The sequence below is a fragment of the Burkholderia sp. PAMC 28687 genome, from assembly GCF_001577465.1.
GTDB lineage: Bacteria > Pseudomonadota > Gammaproteobacteria > Burkholderiales > Burkholderiaceae > Caballeronia.
Genome location: NZ_CP014506.1, coordinates 999,175 through 1,013,797 on the forward strand (window position 1 = coordinate 999,175; position 14,623 = coordinate 1,013,797).

12 protein-coding genes are annotated in these 14,623 nt (G+C 58.9%); 7 read left to right on the forward strand and 5 right to left on the reverse strand.

Going from position 1 to position 14,623, the window contains the following annotated elements; genetic code table 11:
• Nucleotides 1–213: 213 nt before the first annotated feature.
• Nucleotides 214–1,680, reverse strand: coding sequence for a sodium:solute symporter family protein (locus AX768_RS19895; protein WP_062001781.1), 1,467 nt, complete (start codon nt 1,678–1,680; stop codon nt 214–216).
• Nucleotides 1,677–1,892 carry a DUF3311 domain-containing protein gene (locus AX768_RS19900; protein WP_062001782.1) on the reverse strand — a complete coding sequence of 72 codons (216 nt, stop codon included), beginning with the start codon at nt 1,890–1,892 and terminating at the stop codon, nt 1,677–1,679. The genes AX768_RS19895 and AX768_RS19900 overlap by 4 nt, the downstream gene beginning before the upstream one ends.
• An 813-nt stretch (nt 1,893–2,705) precedes the next feature.
• On the opposite strand from AX768_RS19900, the gene xdhA reads away from it, so the two are divergent.
• From xdhA to xdhC, 3 genes are read left to right on the forward strand one after another with little or no spacing between them, the layout of a single operon-like run.
• On the forward strand, nt 2,706–4,211 hold the full coding sequence (xdhA, locus tag AX768_RS19905; RefSeq protein ID WP_062001783.1) for a xanthine dehydrogenase small subunit: 1,506 nt from the start codon (nt 2,706–2,708) through the stop codon (nt 4,209–4,211).
• Nucleotides 4,212–4,237: 26 nt separating this feature from the next.
• Nucleotides 4,238–6,616, forward strand: coding sequence for a xanthine dehydrogenase molybdopterin binding subunit (gene xdhB / locus AX768_RS19910; RefSeq protein WP_062001784.1), 2,379 nt, complete (start codon nt 4,238–4,240; stop codon nt 6,614–6,616).
• Nucleotides 6,617–6,629: 13 nt separating this feature from the next.
• Nucleotides 6,630–7,169: a xanthine dehydrogenase accessory protein XdhC gene (gene xdhC, locus AX768_RS19915; RefSeq protein WP_062001785.1), complete on the forward strand. Its 540-nt coding sequence runs from the start codon at nt 6,630–6,632 to the stop codon at nt 7,167–7,169.
• A 20-nt stretch (nt 7,170–7,189) separates the two neighbouring features.
• Here the strand turns inward: xdhC and AX768_RS32865 are convergent, their stop codons facing one another.
• The gene (locus AX768_RS32865) at nt 7,190–7,330 is read right to left on the reverse strand and encodes a hypothetical protein (RefSeq protein ID WP_155524288.1); all 141 of its coding nucleotides are present in this window, start codon (nt 7,328–7,330) and stop codon (nt 7,190–7,192) included.
• A gap of 446 nt (nt 7,331–7,776) precedes the next feature.
• Between AX768_RS32865 and hpnJ the strand changes: the two genes are divergently transcribed.
• The 3 genes from hpnJ to AX768_RS19930 are packed head-to-tail and all read left to right on the forward strand — an operon-like array spanning nt 7,777 to nt 11,484.
• Complete coding sequence (hpnJ, locus tag AX768_RS19920; RefSeq protein ID WP_062001786.1) at nt 7,777–9,198, forward strand: hopanoid biosynthesis associated radical SAM protein HpnJ; 1,422 nt, start codon at nt 7,777–7,779, stop codon at nt 9,196–9,198.
• A gap of 31 nt (nt 9,199–9,229) precedes the next feature.
• Entirely contained in the window at nt 9,230–10,465 is a 1,236-nt protein-coding gene (hpnI, locus tag AX768_RS19925) for a bacteriohopanetetrol glucosamine biosynthesis glycosyltransferase HpnI (protein WP_082778949.1), read from the forward strand.
• Between the two features lie 5 nt (nt 10,466–10,470).
• The gene (locus AX768_RS19930; protein WP_082779030.1) at nt 10,471–11,484 is read left to right on the forward strand and encodes a lysylphosphatidylglycerol synthase domain-containing protein; all 1,014 of its coding nucleotides are present in this window, start codon (nt 10,471–10,473) and stop codon (nt 11,482–11,484) included.
• 1 nt (nt 11,485) lies between these two features.
• Here AX768_RS19930 and hpnK read toward each other — a convergent pair whose 3' ends face one another.
• Together hpnK and hpnI (AX768_RS19940) are read right to left on the reverse strand one after the other, a co-directional pair.
• On the reverse strand, nt 11,486–12,382 hold the full coding sequence (hpnK, locus tag AX768_RS19935) for a hopanoid biosynthesis-associated protein HpnK (protein ID WP_231941419.1): 897 nt from the start codon (nt 12,380–12,382) through the stop codon (nt 11,486–11,488).
• A gap of 21 nt (nt 12,383–12,403) precedes the next feature.
• Nucleotides 12,404–13,753, reverse strand: coding sequence for a bacteriohopanetetrol glucosamine biosynthesis glycosyltransferase HpnI (gene hpnI, locus AX768_RS19940; protein ID WP_231941420.1), 1,350 nt, complete (start codon nt 13,751–13,753; stop codon nt 12,404–12,406).
• Nucleotides 13,754–13,946: 193 nt separating this feature from the next.
• Here hpnI (AX768_RS19940) and AX768_RS19945 point away from each other — a divergent pair, with 193 nt between their 5' ends.
• On the forward strand, nt 13,947–14,510 hold the full coding sequence (locus AX768_RS19945; protein ID WP_062001789.1) for a cytochrome b: 564 nt from the start codon (nt 13,947–13,949) through the stop codon (nt 14,508–14,510).
• The last annotated feature ends 113 nt before the right edge of the window (nt 14,511–14,623 follow it).

The following is a 14,623-nucleotide window of genomic DNA, read 5'->3' on the forward strand; positions in this document are numbered from 1 at the left end:
AGGTTGCGTATCCGACATCCGGCGATCGAGGAGACGGGATGTGGTGACCGCAAGAGGTGCAGGGATCGCTATGGCGTCGCACAATCAGCGCATAGCGTTTTTCGGGAATCCTGCGCTCTGCCTGTCAGATGCGATGACGTGGCTTGGGAAGGCGAATATCTGTTCCGATCAACCGCGTCAGCGCCATGTCTGGTCGTCAAGCAGCCCCGAGCGTTACGCGTGCTCTTGAGCAAGCGCTCGCGACTGCGTCAGACCACTTACCAAACCGAACACCACGATATTCACGGCGAGTGCAAGCAACCCAATATTCGCATCCTTGATCGAATCGGGAAGAGAAGGGAACATCGTTCCGATGCTTAGATGCATCGTAGTGGTAACGACGACCACCGCCACCCCCGCCACGATTCCGCTCATCGCGCCATATTTTGTCGCTCGTGTCTGATGCATGAGACTCGCGATCAGCGCGGGAAACAGTTGAGTGACGAAGCTGTAGCCCATCAAAAGAAGTGACACGATCGTCGATCCGCCTTGAAGTGTGAACCAGATTGCGACCAGGGCAACGACGGGGACCAACCATCTCGCGAGCTTGCCAACCTGCGTATCGGACGCCTGGCGATTTATTGCGCCGCGGTAAATATCGTTTGCAAGAAGCGTTGAGGCGGACGTGAGAATCATGGAGCCGGGAACGAGCGCCGTCAGTACACCGGCGGCTCCGATCACGCCGACAACCCAAGGATCAAATGTCTGGATCGACAGCCGGAAAAGAGACAGGTCAATGTCACCGCCCGTCAGACCCGGAACCTTGAGTGTCGCTGCAAATCCGACGAAGAATACGAACAGAAGGATGAGCTGATAGATCGGCAGAATGATGGCATTGCGCCGGAAGGTCCTCTCCTCCCGAGCGGTAAAAACGGAACCGAAGGTGTGTGGCCACATGAAAAAACCGAGCGCCGTAAGCAGCACAGTGGATTGAAACCACGAAACGCTCGATCCTTTGGCGGGAAACGTGAGAAAGCCCGGTTTCGCAATGTCGATGGCGTGAAACATCGCGCCTATGCCGCCATAGAGGTGGTACGGAAGGTATATCCCGAGCACCAGTACTACGGTGAGGATCAGGATGTCCTTCACCACGGAATTCCATGCCGAACCCCGCACGCCGGAAAGAATCACATACGCCGTGACTACCAGAGCGCCGATCCAGACCGCAGTGGTCGAAGAGATCGCCCCATAAGACGCGGTGGCCACAATGATGCCCAACCCCTTGAGTTGCAGCACGAGATACGGAATGAGAGCAACGACGCCCACGACCGCGACAAGTACGCCGAGGGCCGGGCTGTCGTATTTGCGGGCGAAGTAGTGAGGCTGCGAGACAAGTCGATGCTGTTTCGCGTAACGCCAGATCGGTGGGAGCATCCAGTAAGAAAGAATATAGGCGAGCGTCCCGTAGGCGAGAATGTAGTAGACGGGTGCGCCCTTGCCGTACGCGAAGCCGCTCCCGCCGAGAAAAGTGAAGGTCGTATAGATCTCGCCTGCCATGAGCAGAAAAACAAACGCGGTGCCAAAGCTGCGGCCTCCAACCGTCCATTGCTCAAGATCCATGTCATGTCCGCGACGCGCGCGGACTCCGAGATAAAGCGCAAACAGGGTCGCTGCGGCAATGATGAATAATGCGCTGCTCATGACCGCACCTCGCCTACGTGATCAATCGGCCCTCGGTTTGCCGGATCAAGGCGATAAATGATCCCCATGATGACCGCGCTCAATACGATCCAGATGACGATCCATGCGAGAACGAATGGCATGCCGAGAATCAGTGGCTCAACGTGGTTCGCGAATGGAACGCCTACCAGGATGCCGATAAACGGAAGTGCAGCCATGATTCGAAAAAGCATGATGGACGGCTCCTTGAGCAAGCGCGGCCGATGCCGGCGGGCACCGCAGCGTGGCTAACTGTATGCCTGCTTCATCCATGTCGTAAAGCTAATCAAAATTATGTAGGGCGATCGAAAGGCGGTAGTACGGTCGCTGGTAGAAGGTCAGGTGTCGGATTCAAAAGACGTATTTTCGACAACTGCTTTACGCGAATGACGCCGCGATGTTATGCCGCCCAAGTTTAAAAAATACCTGCCATGTTGCGTTGCGGCTAAATCGAAATGCCGGGATGCAGGCCAATCAGCAGAGCGGCATCCTCGTGCGATTGCAGGTGCATTCTTTCCAAAGCCACGCGCAGTCAACACATGTCATTTCGCACATAGAATTGTTGCTCTCCCAAGGATGGGTTGCGCGACCGGTTCCCGATATGGTCTGGTTGCGCAGTCCGAAAGGCTGTGACGACCCAAATCGATATGGGGGGACACGCATGACTTCCGCCAACGGATCGCCTCATGCCTGCACGCGAATGGCTGACGCGAAAATATCTGAAGCGTTGATGTCCGAACCCGAAGTCATGTTGCAGCGTTTTTCATGCACCGTTGGCGCCGACATAAGGAGATTCCCGGCGCGACCGAATGCGGCCGTTATCGCCCTGGCAATATAACGCGCATTTCCCCGTGGCTATGGGTTCTGCCTTTTGATGGTGGTACTTTTCGGAGCGTCACTGCGGCGCGGTTCAGACCGACTGGTAGAAGCCGTAGCAGCGATGCAGCGATAACGCTACAACGACCCCCAAAAAAAGCCGCAGCGCAAACCAACGCGAGCACAGAGACATGAGCCAGCCCATCCGCTTCTACCACCGCGACGCGATCCGCGAAGTCAGCGACGCGCCCGTCACCCAGACCGTCCTCCAGTATCTACGCGAAGACGCGCGTTGCACGGGCACGAAAGAAGGCTGCGCCGAAGGCGATTGCGGTGCGTGCACGGTGGTATTGGGCGAGCCCGACGCCGCGGGCGGCCTCAAGTTCAAAGCTGTCAATGCGTGCATCCAGTTTCTGCCGACACTCGACGGTAAAGCGTTGTTCACCGTAGAAGATCTGCGTCAGCCGGACGGATCGCTGCATCCGGTGCAAGAAACGATGGTCGAATGCCACGGCTCGCAGTGTGGCTTCTGCACGCCTGGTTTCGTGATGTCGATGTGGTCGTTATACGAAAAGCACGGCCACGAACATTCATGCCCAAAGAAATCTGTACCGTCGCGCGCCGACATCTCCAACGCGTTGACGGGCAATTTGTGCCGATGCACCGGCTACCGTCCCATCGTCGACGCGGCGGTGCGGATGTTTGAATTGCCTGCGCCAAAAGCGCCAGTGGATATCGCTGCAATCGCTCGTACCCTCGCAACGCTTGAACGCGAAGACACATTTAGCTACCAACATGCGGGCCAACGCTTTGACGCGCCAAGCACCGTCGACGAACTCGCCCGCATCAAGGCTGCGCAACCGTCGACGCGAATCCTCGCTGGCAGCACCGACATCGGCCTGTGGGTCACGAAACTGATGCGCGATCTCGGCGACATTGTCTACGTCGGACGGATAGGCGCACTGCAGAAGATCGAAACGTCGGACAACTGGATTGAAATCGGCGCAGGAGTCTCGGTAGAACGCGCGTATGAAGAGCTCGCGAAGCACTATCCCGAGCTGACGGAAATGTGGAAGCGCTTCGCTTCGCTGCCGATTCGCAACGCAGGTACGCTCGGCGGCAACATCGCGAACGGTTCACCCATTGGCGACTCGATGCCCGGCCTGATCGCGCTGGGCGCGCATGTGGTAGTTCGCGGAAACGACGTCGAGCGCGTCATGCCGCTTGAAGACCTGTACCTCGCGTATCAGAAGAAAGACATGGCGGAACACGAGTTCGTTCTCGGACTGAAAGTGCCGACGCGCACTGGGTCGCGCGCGAATCTGCAGTTTCGCACTTACAAGTTGTCGAAGCGATTCGACTCGGATATCTCAGCCGTTTGCGCGGCGCTTTCGTTTGTCGCCGACGGCAACATGATTCGCGATCCACGCATCGCGTTCGGCGGAATGGCTGCGACCCCAAAGCGCGCGACGCACGTCGAAGCGGTGATGCGCGATGCTGAGTGGCACGAGGCCACTGCACAGGCAGCGATGGCCGCGCTCGCGAACGACTACGCGCCGTTGTCCGACATGCGCGCGTCGAGCGACTACCGGCTCGAAGCCGCGAAGAACACGTTGCATCGTTTCTGGCTCGAGACGCGACCGGACAATCCGTTGCCAAAAGCCGCGATCGACGTGCGCGCGGTCATTGCTTCCTGAACGTCAAGGACACGGAGAACAATAGAATGAACCAGCAAGCAGAACCGTTTCTGAGGGACATGAAGGAAGCACAGGACCTTCTCGAAGGAAACTTTACACAGGTCCACGTTTCCCGGCCGCACGAATCCGCGCATCTGCATGTCAGCGGGCGCGCAACCTACACTGATGACATTCCGGTGGTCGCCGGCACGCTGCACGCAGCGCTCGGGTTGTCGGCAAAGGCGCATGCGAAGATCGTATCGATGTCGTTCGATGCCGTGCGGGCGACGCCCGGCGTTGTCGCCGTCTTCACTGCCGACGACATCCCCGGCGCGAATGACGTCGGCCCGATCATTCATGGTGACGATCCGATCCTTACCGATGGAGTCGTGCAATTCGTCGGCCAGCCCATGTTCATTGTCGTCGCGATGTCGCACGACATTGCCCGGCGCGCTGCACGCCGGGCGGAGGTCGTCTACGAGGAATTGCCGGCGATCCTCACGCCGCAACAGGCACGTGCGGCCGACTCCAAGGTGCTGCCCCCGATGAAACTCGCGCGTGGTGACGCCGCCGCGAAGATCGAGTGGGCCGCGCATCGCGAAACAGGCGAAATGTTGCTCGGCGGCCAGGAGCAGTTTTACCTGGAAGGTCAGATTTCGTACGCCGTGCCGAAGGACGACGATGGCATGCATGTGTGGTGCTCGACACAGCATCCGTCGGAAATGCAACATATGGTCGCCCACATGCTCGACGTCGCGTCGCATAACGTGCTGGTCGAATGCCGGCGGATGGGCGGCGGCTTCGGCGGCAAGGAGTCGCAATCGGGTCTCTTCGCATGCTGCGCGGCGCTCGCCGCATGGAAGCTCCAGTGCCCCGTGAAATTGAGGCCCGACCGGGATGACGACATGATGGTCACCGGCAAGCGCCACGATTTTCATTACACGTATGAAGTCGGTTATGACGACACCGGTTTGATCGACGGCGTGTCTGTTGACATGACGTCGCGTTGCGGTTTTTCAGCCGACCTTTCGGGCCCGGTAATGACGCGCGCGCTGTGTCACTTCGACAATGCGTACTGGCTTCCGCACGTGTCCATTGACGGCTTCTGCGGCAAGACGAACACGCAGTCGAACACTGCGTTTCGCGGCTTCGGCGGACCGCAGGGCGCGTTCGCGATCGAATATATCGTCGATAACGTCGCGCGCTCCTTGGGGCTGGATGCGCTCGACGTACGCCGCCGCAATCTTTACGGAAAGACCGAGCACAACGTAACGCCATACGGTCAGGCGGTCGAAGACAATGTGATCCACGAATTGCTTGACGAGCTGGAAGCCACGAGCAATTACCGCGCACGTCGGGAAGCCGTTCGGGAATTCAACGCGAACAATGACGTGCTTAAAAAGGGCCTCGCGCTGACGCCGGTGAAGTTCGGCATCGCGTTCAACGTAACTCATTTCAACCAGGCTGGCGCACTGGTGCACATCTATACCGACGGCTCGGTACTCGTGAACCACGGCGGTACGGAAATGGGTCAAGGGCTTAACACGAAGGTTGCGCAGGTAGTCGCGCACGAGCTTGGCATACGTTTCAATCGTGTACGCGTTACGGCGACTGATACGAGCAAAGTTGCGAACACGTCGGCGACTGCGGCATCGACAGGAAGCGATCTGAACGGAAAAGCTGCGCAAGACGCCGCCCGGCAATTGCGCGAACGGCTGGCCGCGCTGGCCGCGGAGCACTATGGCAAAGGACAAGTCGACGCGCGCGATGTGCGTTTCGTCGACGACCGGATTGTAGTTGGCGACGCGGCGATCCCTTTCGACGAGGTAATCATGCAGGCGTACCGCGCGCGGGTGCAGCTCTGGTCCGACGGCTTCTACAAGACGCCGAAGCTCTACTGGGACCAGACGAAAATGCAAGGCCGGCCGTTCTCTTACTACTCCTACGGTGCTGCGGTCTCCGAAGTGGTAATCGATACGCTAACCGGCGAAATGCGTGTGCTGCGCGCCGATGCGTTGCATGACGTAGGCGCGTCGCTGAATCCGGCACTGGATGTGGGGCAGGTGGAGGGTGGATTTATTCAGGGAATGGGCTGGCTGACGACCGAGGAATTGTGGTGGAACGCAGGCGGCAAACTGATGACCCATGCGCCGTCGACATACAAGATCCCGACCGTCAATGATTGCCCGCCTGTATTCGATGTCCGGTTGTTCAAGAACCGCAATGCGGAGGACAGCATCCACCGGTCGAAGGCTGTCGGCGAACCGCCTTTGCTGCTGCCGTTTTCGGTGTTCTTCGCGATCCGCGACGCGGTGGCGAGCGTCGGCAATTACTCAGTGAATCCGCCGATGAACGCGCCCGCGACCAGCGAGGAAATCTTGAAAGCGGTGGGTGCCGTTCGCGCGGCAGTTGCTGCAGCGGGTTGATTGCAGGCTCGCTATGGAAATCATTCCGAGACCCGAGGTTATCAGCGGTCGCCGCGCGTGGCCGTCCGTACCACCGACCCATATCGTCCTGTTTGGCGCGGGGCACGTCGGTCATGCGCTTGTTACCTTGCTCGGAATGCTGCCTTGCGTGGTGCAATGGGTCGATGCCCGCGACGAACTGTTCCCTGATCAAGTGCCCGCCAACGTGCAAATCGAGGCGACCGATACGCCGGATGCCATTGTGGATTCGGCGCCGCCCGGCGCCTATTTCCTGGTGATGACGCATGACCATTCGCTGGATTTTTCTTTGGCGTATCGGATCATGCGTCGCACCGATTTCGCTTACTTCGGCATGATCGGGTCGAACACGAAACGCGTGAAGTTCGAGCGGAGGTTGATTGATCGTGGTGTGGACGCCGAGCGATTGACGGAGATGATTTGCCCGATCGGCGTTGAAGGAATCGTCGATAAAGCGCCTGGGTCCATTGCGGTCTCGGTCTGTGCGCAGTTGATGCAGGTCAGGTCGGCGGTTAATTCTTGTTCGGGGTCTTAGCGGTCACTTGAACCAATTCATCAGTTGGCGTTGAGGCCAAGCTGGCGCGACAGTGTGCTACCGACCTCGCCGAGCCGATCGGCGGCATCGAGATAGTGCTCGTCGCGCTGGCCGACAACGCGCGCATCAAGGCTGTAATTGTTCAGCCGTTGCGAATTCATATTGGAAGCGGGGCACGACCGATGCCCAAGCCCGCGACTTCCCCTGACTATTCGAGCCGGAGCCGTCGGACGGACATCCAGGTGTTAGGACACGGCCGCCTACCCTGACCACATTACCGTCATCAAACTAAGAAGCTGGCTGGGAGTTGATGCGCACTGTCCAATCTACATTTCAAATGTTCGACCAAGCCTTCTCCTGATTCGCAACCGTACGACTCCCAGCTTTCGGTTTGATCAGGGTCGTAATCTGCCCCTAAGTTACGGGGGCAATTGTTCGAGTATTCTGCATTCCACAATTCGCGCGTCCCTAGCCGGTGGCGCCGTGCTTGACCACCGGCTAGAAATCCAGTTTCGGTATCAAATGAAATACGTCCTGCTAAGCAGTTGGGGACGACGTCATTTTGACTGCTGCAAACACGCATATCATCGGCAAGTCCGGAGTGTTCATGAAAACACTTTTTCTGCAAGCGCCTTCGTACGATGGTTTCGATGGCGGAGCCGGATCGCGCTATCAGGCCAAGCGGGAAGTGCGATCATTCTGGTATCCCACGTGGCTTGCGCAGCCCGCGGCGCTGGTACCGGACAGCCGCGTACTCGATGCGCCCGCCGACGGTTTGTCGGTCGCAGACACGCTTGAAATTGCTGCCGGCTATGAACTCGTTGTCATCCATACCAGCACGCCCTCGTTCCCCACCGACGCGCTCTTTTCCGAAGACCTGAAAAGGAAGAACCCGACTGTCTTGATCGGCATGGTGGGTGCGAAGGTCGCAGTCGATCCGCACAACTCGCTGGCGGCGAGCGATGCTATCGACTTTGTGTGCCGGGAAGAATTCGATTTCACTTGCCGCGATGTTGCGCAGGGTATTCCCTTGGCCAATATCCAGGGCCTGAGCTATCGCGCAGCGGATGGTTCGCTTGAACACAACGAAGCGCGTCCAATCCTGGAAAACATGGACGAACTGCCATTCGTCGCGCCGATCTATAAACGCGATCTGAAGATCAAAAATTATTTCATCGGATATTTGAAACATCCGTATGTATCAATCTATACCGGTCGCGGCTGCCGGTCAAAATGCACGTTCTGCTTGTGGCCGCAGACCGTTGGCGGCCACCGGTACCGCACACGGTCGGTTGATAACGTGCTGGATGAAGTGAGGTGGATTCGCGACAACATGCCTGAAGTAAAGGAGATCATGTTCGACGACGACACTTTCACCGACTTCAAGCCGCGCGTTGAAGAGATCGCGCGGGGGCTCGGCAAGCTCGGCGTGACATGGTCGTGCAACGCAAAAGCGAACGTCCCTTTTTCCACGCTGAAGATCATGAAGGAAAATGGTCTTCGCCTCTTACTGGTGGGTTATGAATCAGGCGATGACCAGATTCTTCTCAACATCAAGAAAGGATTGCGCACGGATATCGCGAGGCGGTTCAGTGAGGACTGTCGCAAGCTCGGCATCAAGATCCACGGCACGTTCATCCTCGGCCTGCCAGGCGAGACGCGCGACACAATCGAAAAGACCATCGAATACGCAAAGCAAATCAATCCGCATACCATCCAGGTGTCGCTTGCCGCGCCATACCCGGGCACGACGCTTTATAGACAAGCCATAGAAAACGGCTGGATGCAGGAAAACAAGGTCATCAACCTCGTCAGTTCAAAGGGTGTGCAGCTGGCGGCGATTGGCTATCCGCATCTGTCGCGCGATGAGATTTATCACGGGCTTGAGACCTTTTATAAGCGCTTCTATTTCCGTCCATCGAAAATTTGGGAAATCGTGCGGGAAATGCTGGTGAGCTGGGAAATGATGTGTCGGCGCTTGCGCGAAGGCGTTGAATTCTTCAGCTTCCTCAGAGCCCACAAGGCATGAGGGTTCGTGTAACCCGGCGCGGCATTGGGCGATGAAGCATTCCCTCTGGATTGCCTGCGTTGTTGCGATCCTTTGTTCGACGGCATTGCTCGCCTATCTGCTTCCGGGCGATTTTGCGCAATGGGTGCAGGGCCCCGCTATGTGGATCACCGCGTCATGCGTGGTCTTCGGCGTTAGCTACACCGTAGTCGCTACCTTACTCGTGCGGCGCTTTTTCTCGCGGCCGGTGGTCGAGGCCACGACGTTTCCCGCAGTGACCATCGTAAAGCCGCTGCATGGCGCGGAACTCGCGCTGATGCAAAACCTCGTTTCGTTCTGTGAGCAAGACTACCCGGGGCCTATCCAGTTTCTGTTTGGCGTGCATGATTCGCGCGACGTTGCGCTCGACGTGGTCCGCCACGTACGCGGGCTTTTTCCGGATGCGGACATCACCGTAGTGTCCGACGCCCGCTTGTACGGGCCGAACCGCAAGATGAGCAACGTCCTCAACATGCTGCCCGAGGCCCGTCACGATATCCTTGTCTTCGCGGACAGCGACGTGGCTGTGGAGCAGAACTATCTGCGACGCGTGCTCGGGGAGCTGCATCAACCTGGGGTGGGTCTTGTAACGTGCTTGTACTGGGGGAAACCCGACGCCGGTTTCTGGGGCAGTCTTTCCGCCGATGCCAGCAATTATCAGTTTCTGCCGGGCGTTGTACTTGGCCTGGCGTCCGGTATGGCGCGGCCGTGTTTCGGACAGACGCTCGCCATGCGCCGCGCTACACTCGAGAAAATTGGCGGCTTTTCGCAGTTCGTCCGTCATCTTGCCGAAGACCATGCCATTGGCGAGGCGGTACGTCTTGCCGGGGAGAAAGTCGTCGTGCCTGCATTTGCGGTGACCCATGCGTGCGCGGAAAAAAACGCGGCCGAGTTTGTCGCGCACGAGTTGCGATGGAGCCGAACGATCCGCACTATCGATCCTGCCGGACACCTGGGTTCGGTGCTGACGCATCCGCTGGCCTTTGCCTTGCTGAGTGTGGTGGTGTCGGGCGGCGCAATGTGGGCGTGGACCACCGTCGGTACGGCAATCATCGCGCGGCTTGCGCTCAAGCTTCAGATGAACAAGGCGCTAGGACGACCGGCTGCGAGCATCGCGCTGTTGCCGATCTGGGATATTGTGCTGTTCGCGGTCTACCTGCTGAGTTTTGTCTCATCGCGTGTGGTTTGGCGCGGTTTCAATTTCACGGTGGGACGGGATGGCTTGCTGGTTCCGGTCACCGAGGAATGAATGTGGTGAAGCGTTATTTGGGAGGTGCGGCGGCGCTCGCCGGATTGATCACCGCGGTATGGCTGGTCGCGCACGAGAACCCCGGCGCGGTGGTCGCGCTCATGCGCACGGCCGGGTGGGGATTGTCTATCGCGGCGATGGCGCATGTGCTGTCCATGATCGCAAACTCGCGCGACTGGCAAACGCTGATTCGCGGGGCAAACCGGCCCACGCTGTGCCGCATGCTGCACCTGGTATGGATTCGCGAGTCGGTCAACAGCATGCTGCCCGTCGCGCGGATTGGCGGCGAAGTCGTGTCGTTCCGATTGATGGCGCGCCGTGGGCTGCGCCCAGCGACAGCAGCGGCGAGCATCATTGTCGATATGCAGTTGACCGTCATCAGCCAACTCGCGTTCACGCTTGGCAGCATCGGGTATCTGGCGGCGCAGTCGAGTTCGAGCATGCTGCGACTGTCCGCCGAACTCGCGCTTGGCGCGGCCGTGCTCGCGCCATTTCTCATTCTCTTCGCACTGGTTCAGCACGCGCGTCCGTTTGAACGCATGGCACGGTTCGTCAACCGCATGTGCGGCGGTCAGCTTGCCGAACTCGTTGGGCACTCTGGCCGTATCGATCAATCGATGAAACTGATTTGGCGCCGCCGCGGCGTCATACTCCGTTATGTCTTTTTCTGGCAGCCGGTTCAGTGCCTGCTGACTGCACTCGAGTTATGGCTTGCGCTGCATTTTCTCGGTGTCACGGCGGGTTTCGGGAAAGCGGTCGTGCTGGAACTGCTCATTCAGGCTGTGAGCAGCGCTGCGTTTTTCGTACCCGGCGCGCTCGGGGTGCAGGAAGGCGGGTTCGTGCTGATCGGTGGCGCATTGGGGTTCGATCCGGCAACAAGTCTCGCGCTTGCGGGCTCACGGCGCATCCGCGACCTCATCATGTTCCTGCCCGGACTGGTCGCGTGGCAAGTCGCCGAAGCAACCGGCGCATCCTATCCTCCCGAAAGCCGTCCCGCCGGCGCGCGCATCAGTCCCTGACTTACGACCTGTGCGCGACGCGTGCGGTATGTGCGAAGACATCGGCGAAACCGCCGCGCAAAGCGCCGGTGGTGCGCACCGCTGCCGCCACGCGCGGTGAGAGCAAAGCGGCGAGTTCATCGGCCGGGCGATAGCCGGCCATCGATGGCGTTACGGGCGCAGCGCTTTCGTCGGCGCTTGCGGGGTGCAAATAGATCTCTGTGACGCCATCGTGCAAGTGTTCCAGCGCCTCGATCAGCGCTGCTTCGTCCATCCGGCCGCTTTGGGTGATACCAATGACCCGATCGTTGTGCGCAATGCCGTGACGGTCGAGCCGTGCATTGACCAGCGATATCCATGGAACCAGCGCGGCGGGGATGTTATTTTCGCGAGGAAGCCGCATTGCACGCATGCCAAACTCGCGGCCAACCTTTAGGATGATCGTAAGCACTGTCGGATGGAGGTGAAAGTGCTTGTGGGTGTTCACGTGGTCGAGCGCAAGGCCGGTCGCAGCAAACGCCTCGAATTGCGCGCGAATCTCGCGTTCAAGCTGAGCGCGTACATGCGCCAGGAAGAAGAACCGTATGCCGTCCCGGACCATCGCGTCGCCGAAGCGCCCGTTGCGATTGACCAAGGAGGGTATCTCCGATGCCGCCAGGGTTGCCTGTCCGTCCGCCAGGACCAGATGCAAACCCACGCGCAGATCCGGCATCCGCCGCGCGCGCTCGATGGCGTCTGCCGCTGCATCTGCGCCGACCATGAGGCTTGCCGCGCTTAGCACGCCTTCTTTGTGCGCACGCTCCACGGCGACGTTGACGCGTTGGTGCAAGCCGAAGTCGTCGGCGGTGATGATAAGCGCACGGGATACGCGGCTCGTGTTTGCGAGGCGGGTGGCCAATGGCATGCGCAATATTTTCATGCGGACCTTTTTTTCGCGATGCTAGGTTCGATCAAAGGCTTCGGGACCATCCGGCTGGTTTTTGGCCGGAGCATTCTCGTCAATGCGAATCCGGCTCCCACGCCACATCACGTGCGATCCGAAGGCCGCGACTACCCACTCGGCCCAGAAGAGCAAGTCGCGCAGGGGAATCAGTGGCAAGTCGCGCAGAAACGCACGCCAGTCACGCGCCCGGCGCCAGTGCAACAAGACGCGCGCGCTGACGCCGAACGACGTGCAGAGGTCCGCCAGCATGTCTGCCATCCCTGCTGAGATCGAGCCGCCGTTTGCGTCATAACCGAGGCCGAGAATGAAACTCGTCAGCAGCCAAGGAGATGCAAACGAGATAAGAATAAATGCAAAGCCGAGTGGATGAACTGTTCGGATCGTGCGAAGCCAGCGGGTCTCGCGTTGCCAGAGCGAGACGAAATCGCGCTCGGTCACGTCGGTCGAAACAACGACTTCAGACAAATAAGTGCATAGCCCCTGTTGGCGGATTTCGTGAGCGATCGAATAGTCGTCGGCGACGCAGTTTTTCACCGCCGCCAGTCCGCCAATAGTATCCAGGGTCTCCCGGCGCATGGCGAGCGTCGCGCCGAAACCAAAGCGCTGCGAACCGGTGGCATGGGCGAGATAAACGGACGGCACAAACCATTCATCGATAAAAAGCGCACCCAGGCGCGTCCAGAAGTTTCCAACCCGGCGCGCGCGATACAGGCAGGTCACAATGCCGACGCCCGGTTGTTCAAGCGGCGCAGTGACTTTTACCAGGTAATCCGGCTGAACCGCGATGTCGCTGTCGGCCATGACAAACACTTCATGGCGCGCGTGCTGCTCCATGTTGATCAGGTTGCTGACCTTGTGGTTCGCTCCGTGGAGTGTTGCGTCCACAACCAGCATGATGTCGACGTCGGGATAGGTGGCCCGCAAGCGTTCCACCACTGCGACAGCAGGGTCGCTATGCGAAGACACACCGAAAATGAGCTGAAAGCAGGGATGGGTTTGTTCGCAGAAAGTTTCGAGGTTCGCGTAAAGGCGAGGCTCGAATCCACATAACGGTTTAAGCACGCTGACCGGTCGCGGCTTTGCCGGAACGGCGCTATTCACCATTGGAGGGGCGTATCCGTGTCGAACGAGTGCGACCACGGTGATGTAGCACGCCGAAAGACAGCATAGCGCAATCAGAATCCATTCCGTCGCGGGCAGCGGCGTCCAAGTCATCGCGATCCCCGTCAATCGTTGCGGCCCCCGCTCATTTGCACCGGCAGGCACGAATGACCGGGAATCCGGGATGTCATCAGGTCGTGAGGCGACTCGCCAACACCTCGATTGAACCTGGCTGCGTCCGATCATAGACAGACATTCAACGAATACAATTAGCGAGCGCTTACATAGGTTTGCATGAACGTAAGCATTGCTATGTGAAATGGATCGATGCCTGGATATTGCAAGCGGAACCTCAGAATCCCGTGCGCGCCACTATGCCTTCCCTAAGTATCCGGGCGCAGGCTTGCGGGTCCAGCCAGACCTTTAAGGACATACCGATATGCGGCAGAGCTCCTCGACCACCCCCTCTGCGTATGGCCGCCCCGCACGTTTTTTTCACTCGGCCACCGTGCTGCTTCTTACCGGCCAATTTGCGATTGCGTGGACCATGCCGGATGTTCATCGCGGCACCCAGCCGGTCGGGCTGATCGCTTGGCATTTGTCTGTGGGCATGTCCATCCTGCTGCTGGTGGCCGTGCGAATCGTTTGGCGCTTCACGCATCCGGCGCCCCGCGAATTGCCAGGCATTCCCCGTCCATTAGCGGTGGTTGCGCGCCTCACACACTGGATGCTTTATCTCCTACTGATAGCACTGCCGCTCATGGGATGGGCCAACGCCTCGTCCAGAGGGTGGCCGAGCTTCCTGGGCACTCTCTTGCCGTTGCCGGCGCTGTCACCGGAAGGCTCGCCATTCGGACACGTGCTTGGCGACTGGCATAAGGTTTTTGCCTGGGTTCTGCTCGCGCTTGTCGCATTGCACGCGGCCGCTGCGGTTTTCCATCATTTTGTTCTTCGCGACGCGACTCTTCGACGCATGTTCCCCACATCGCGTGATAGCGCATAGCAAGCCGCCGAGTGCGTGATGAGAAATACTTACATTCGCACTCAAGCGTGGTCAAAGGGTTATAGGGCCTCAATGCATACATGACCGTTATTCTGCGAATCTTTCAATCACGG

What these genes read in the sequence shown, in the direction of transcription:
- AX768_RS19895 (WP_062001781.1), bottom strand. Translation starts at nt 1,680, where the DNA reads ATGAGCAGCGCATTATTCATCATTGCCGCAGCGACCCTGTTTGCGCTT.
- AX768_RS19900 (WP_062001782.1), bottom strand. Translation starts at nt 1,892, where the DNA reads ATGCTTTTTCGAATCATGGCTGCACTTCCGTTTATCGGCATCCTGGTA.
- xdhA (WP_062001783.1), top strand. Translation starts at nt 2,706, where the DNA reads ATGAGCCAGCCCATCCGCTTCTACCACCGCGACGCGATCCGCGAAGTC.
- xdhB (WP_062001784.1), top strand. Translation starts at nt 4,238, where the DNA reads ATGAACCAGCAAGCAGAACCGTTTCTGAGGGACATGAAGGAAGCACAG.
- xdhC (WP_062001785.1), top strand. Translation starts at nt 6,630, where the DNA reads ATGGAAATCATTCCGAGACCCGAGGTTATCAGCGGTCGCCGCGCGTGG.
- AX768_RS32865 (WP_155524288.1), bottom strand. Translation starts at nt 7,330, where the DNA reads ATGAATTCGCAACGGCTGAACAATTACAGCCTTGATGCGCGCGTTGTC.
- hpnJ (WP_062001786.1), top strand. Translation starts at nt 7,777, where the DNA reads ATGAAAACACTTTTTCTGCAAGCGCCTTCGTACGATGGTTTCGATGGC.
- hpnI (WP_082778949.1), top strand. Translation starts at nt 9,230, where the DNA reads ATGAAGCATTCCCTCTGGATTGCCTGCGTTGTTGCGATCCTTTGTTCG.
- hpnK (WP_231941419.1), bottom strand. Translation starts at nt 12,382, where the DNA reads ATGAAAATATTGCGCATGCCATTGGCCACCCGCCTCGCAAACACGAGC.
- hpnI (WP_231941420.1), bottom strand. Translation starts at nt 13,753, where the DNA reads ATGATCGGACGCAGCCAGGTTCAATCGAGGTGTTGGCGAGTCGCCTCA.
- AX768_RS19945 (WP_062001789.1), top strand. Translation starts at nt 13,947, where the DNA reads ATGCGGCAGAGCTCCTCGACCACCCCCTCTGCGTATGGCCGCCCCGCA.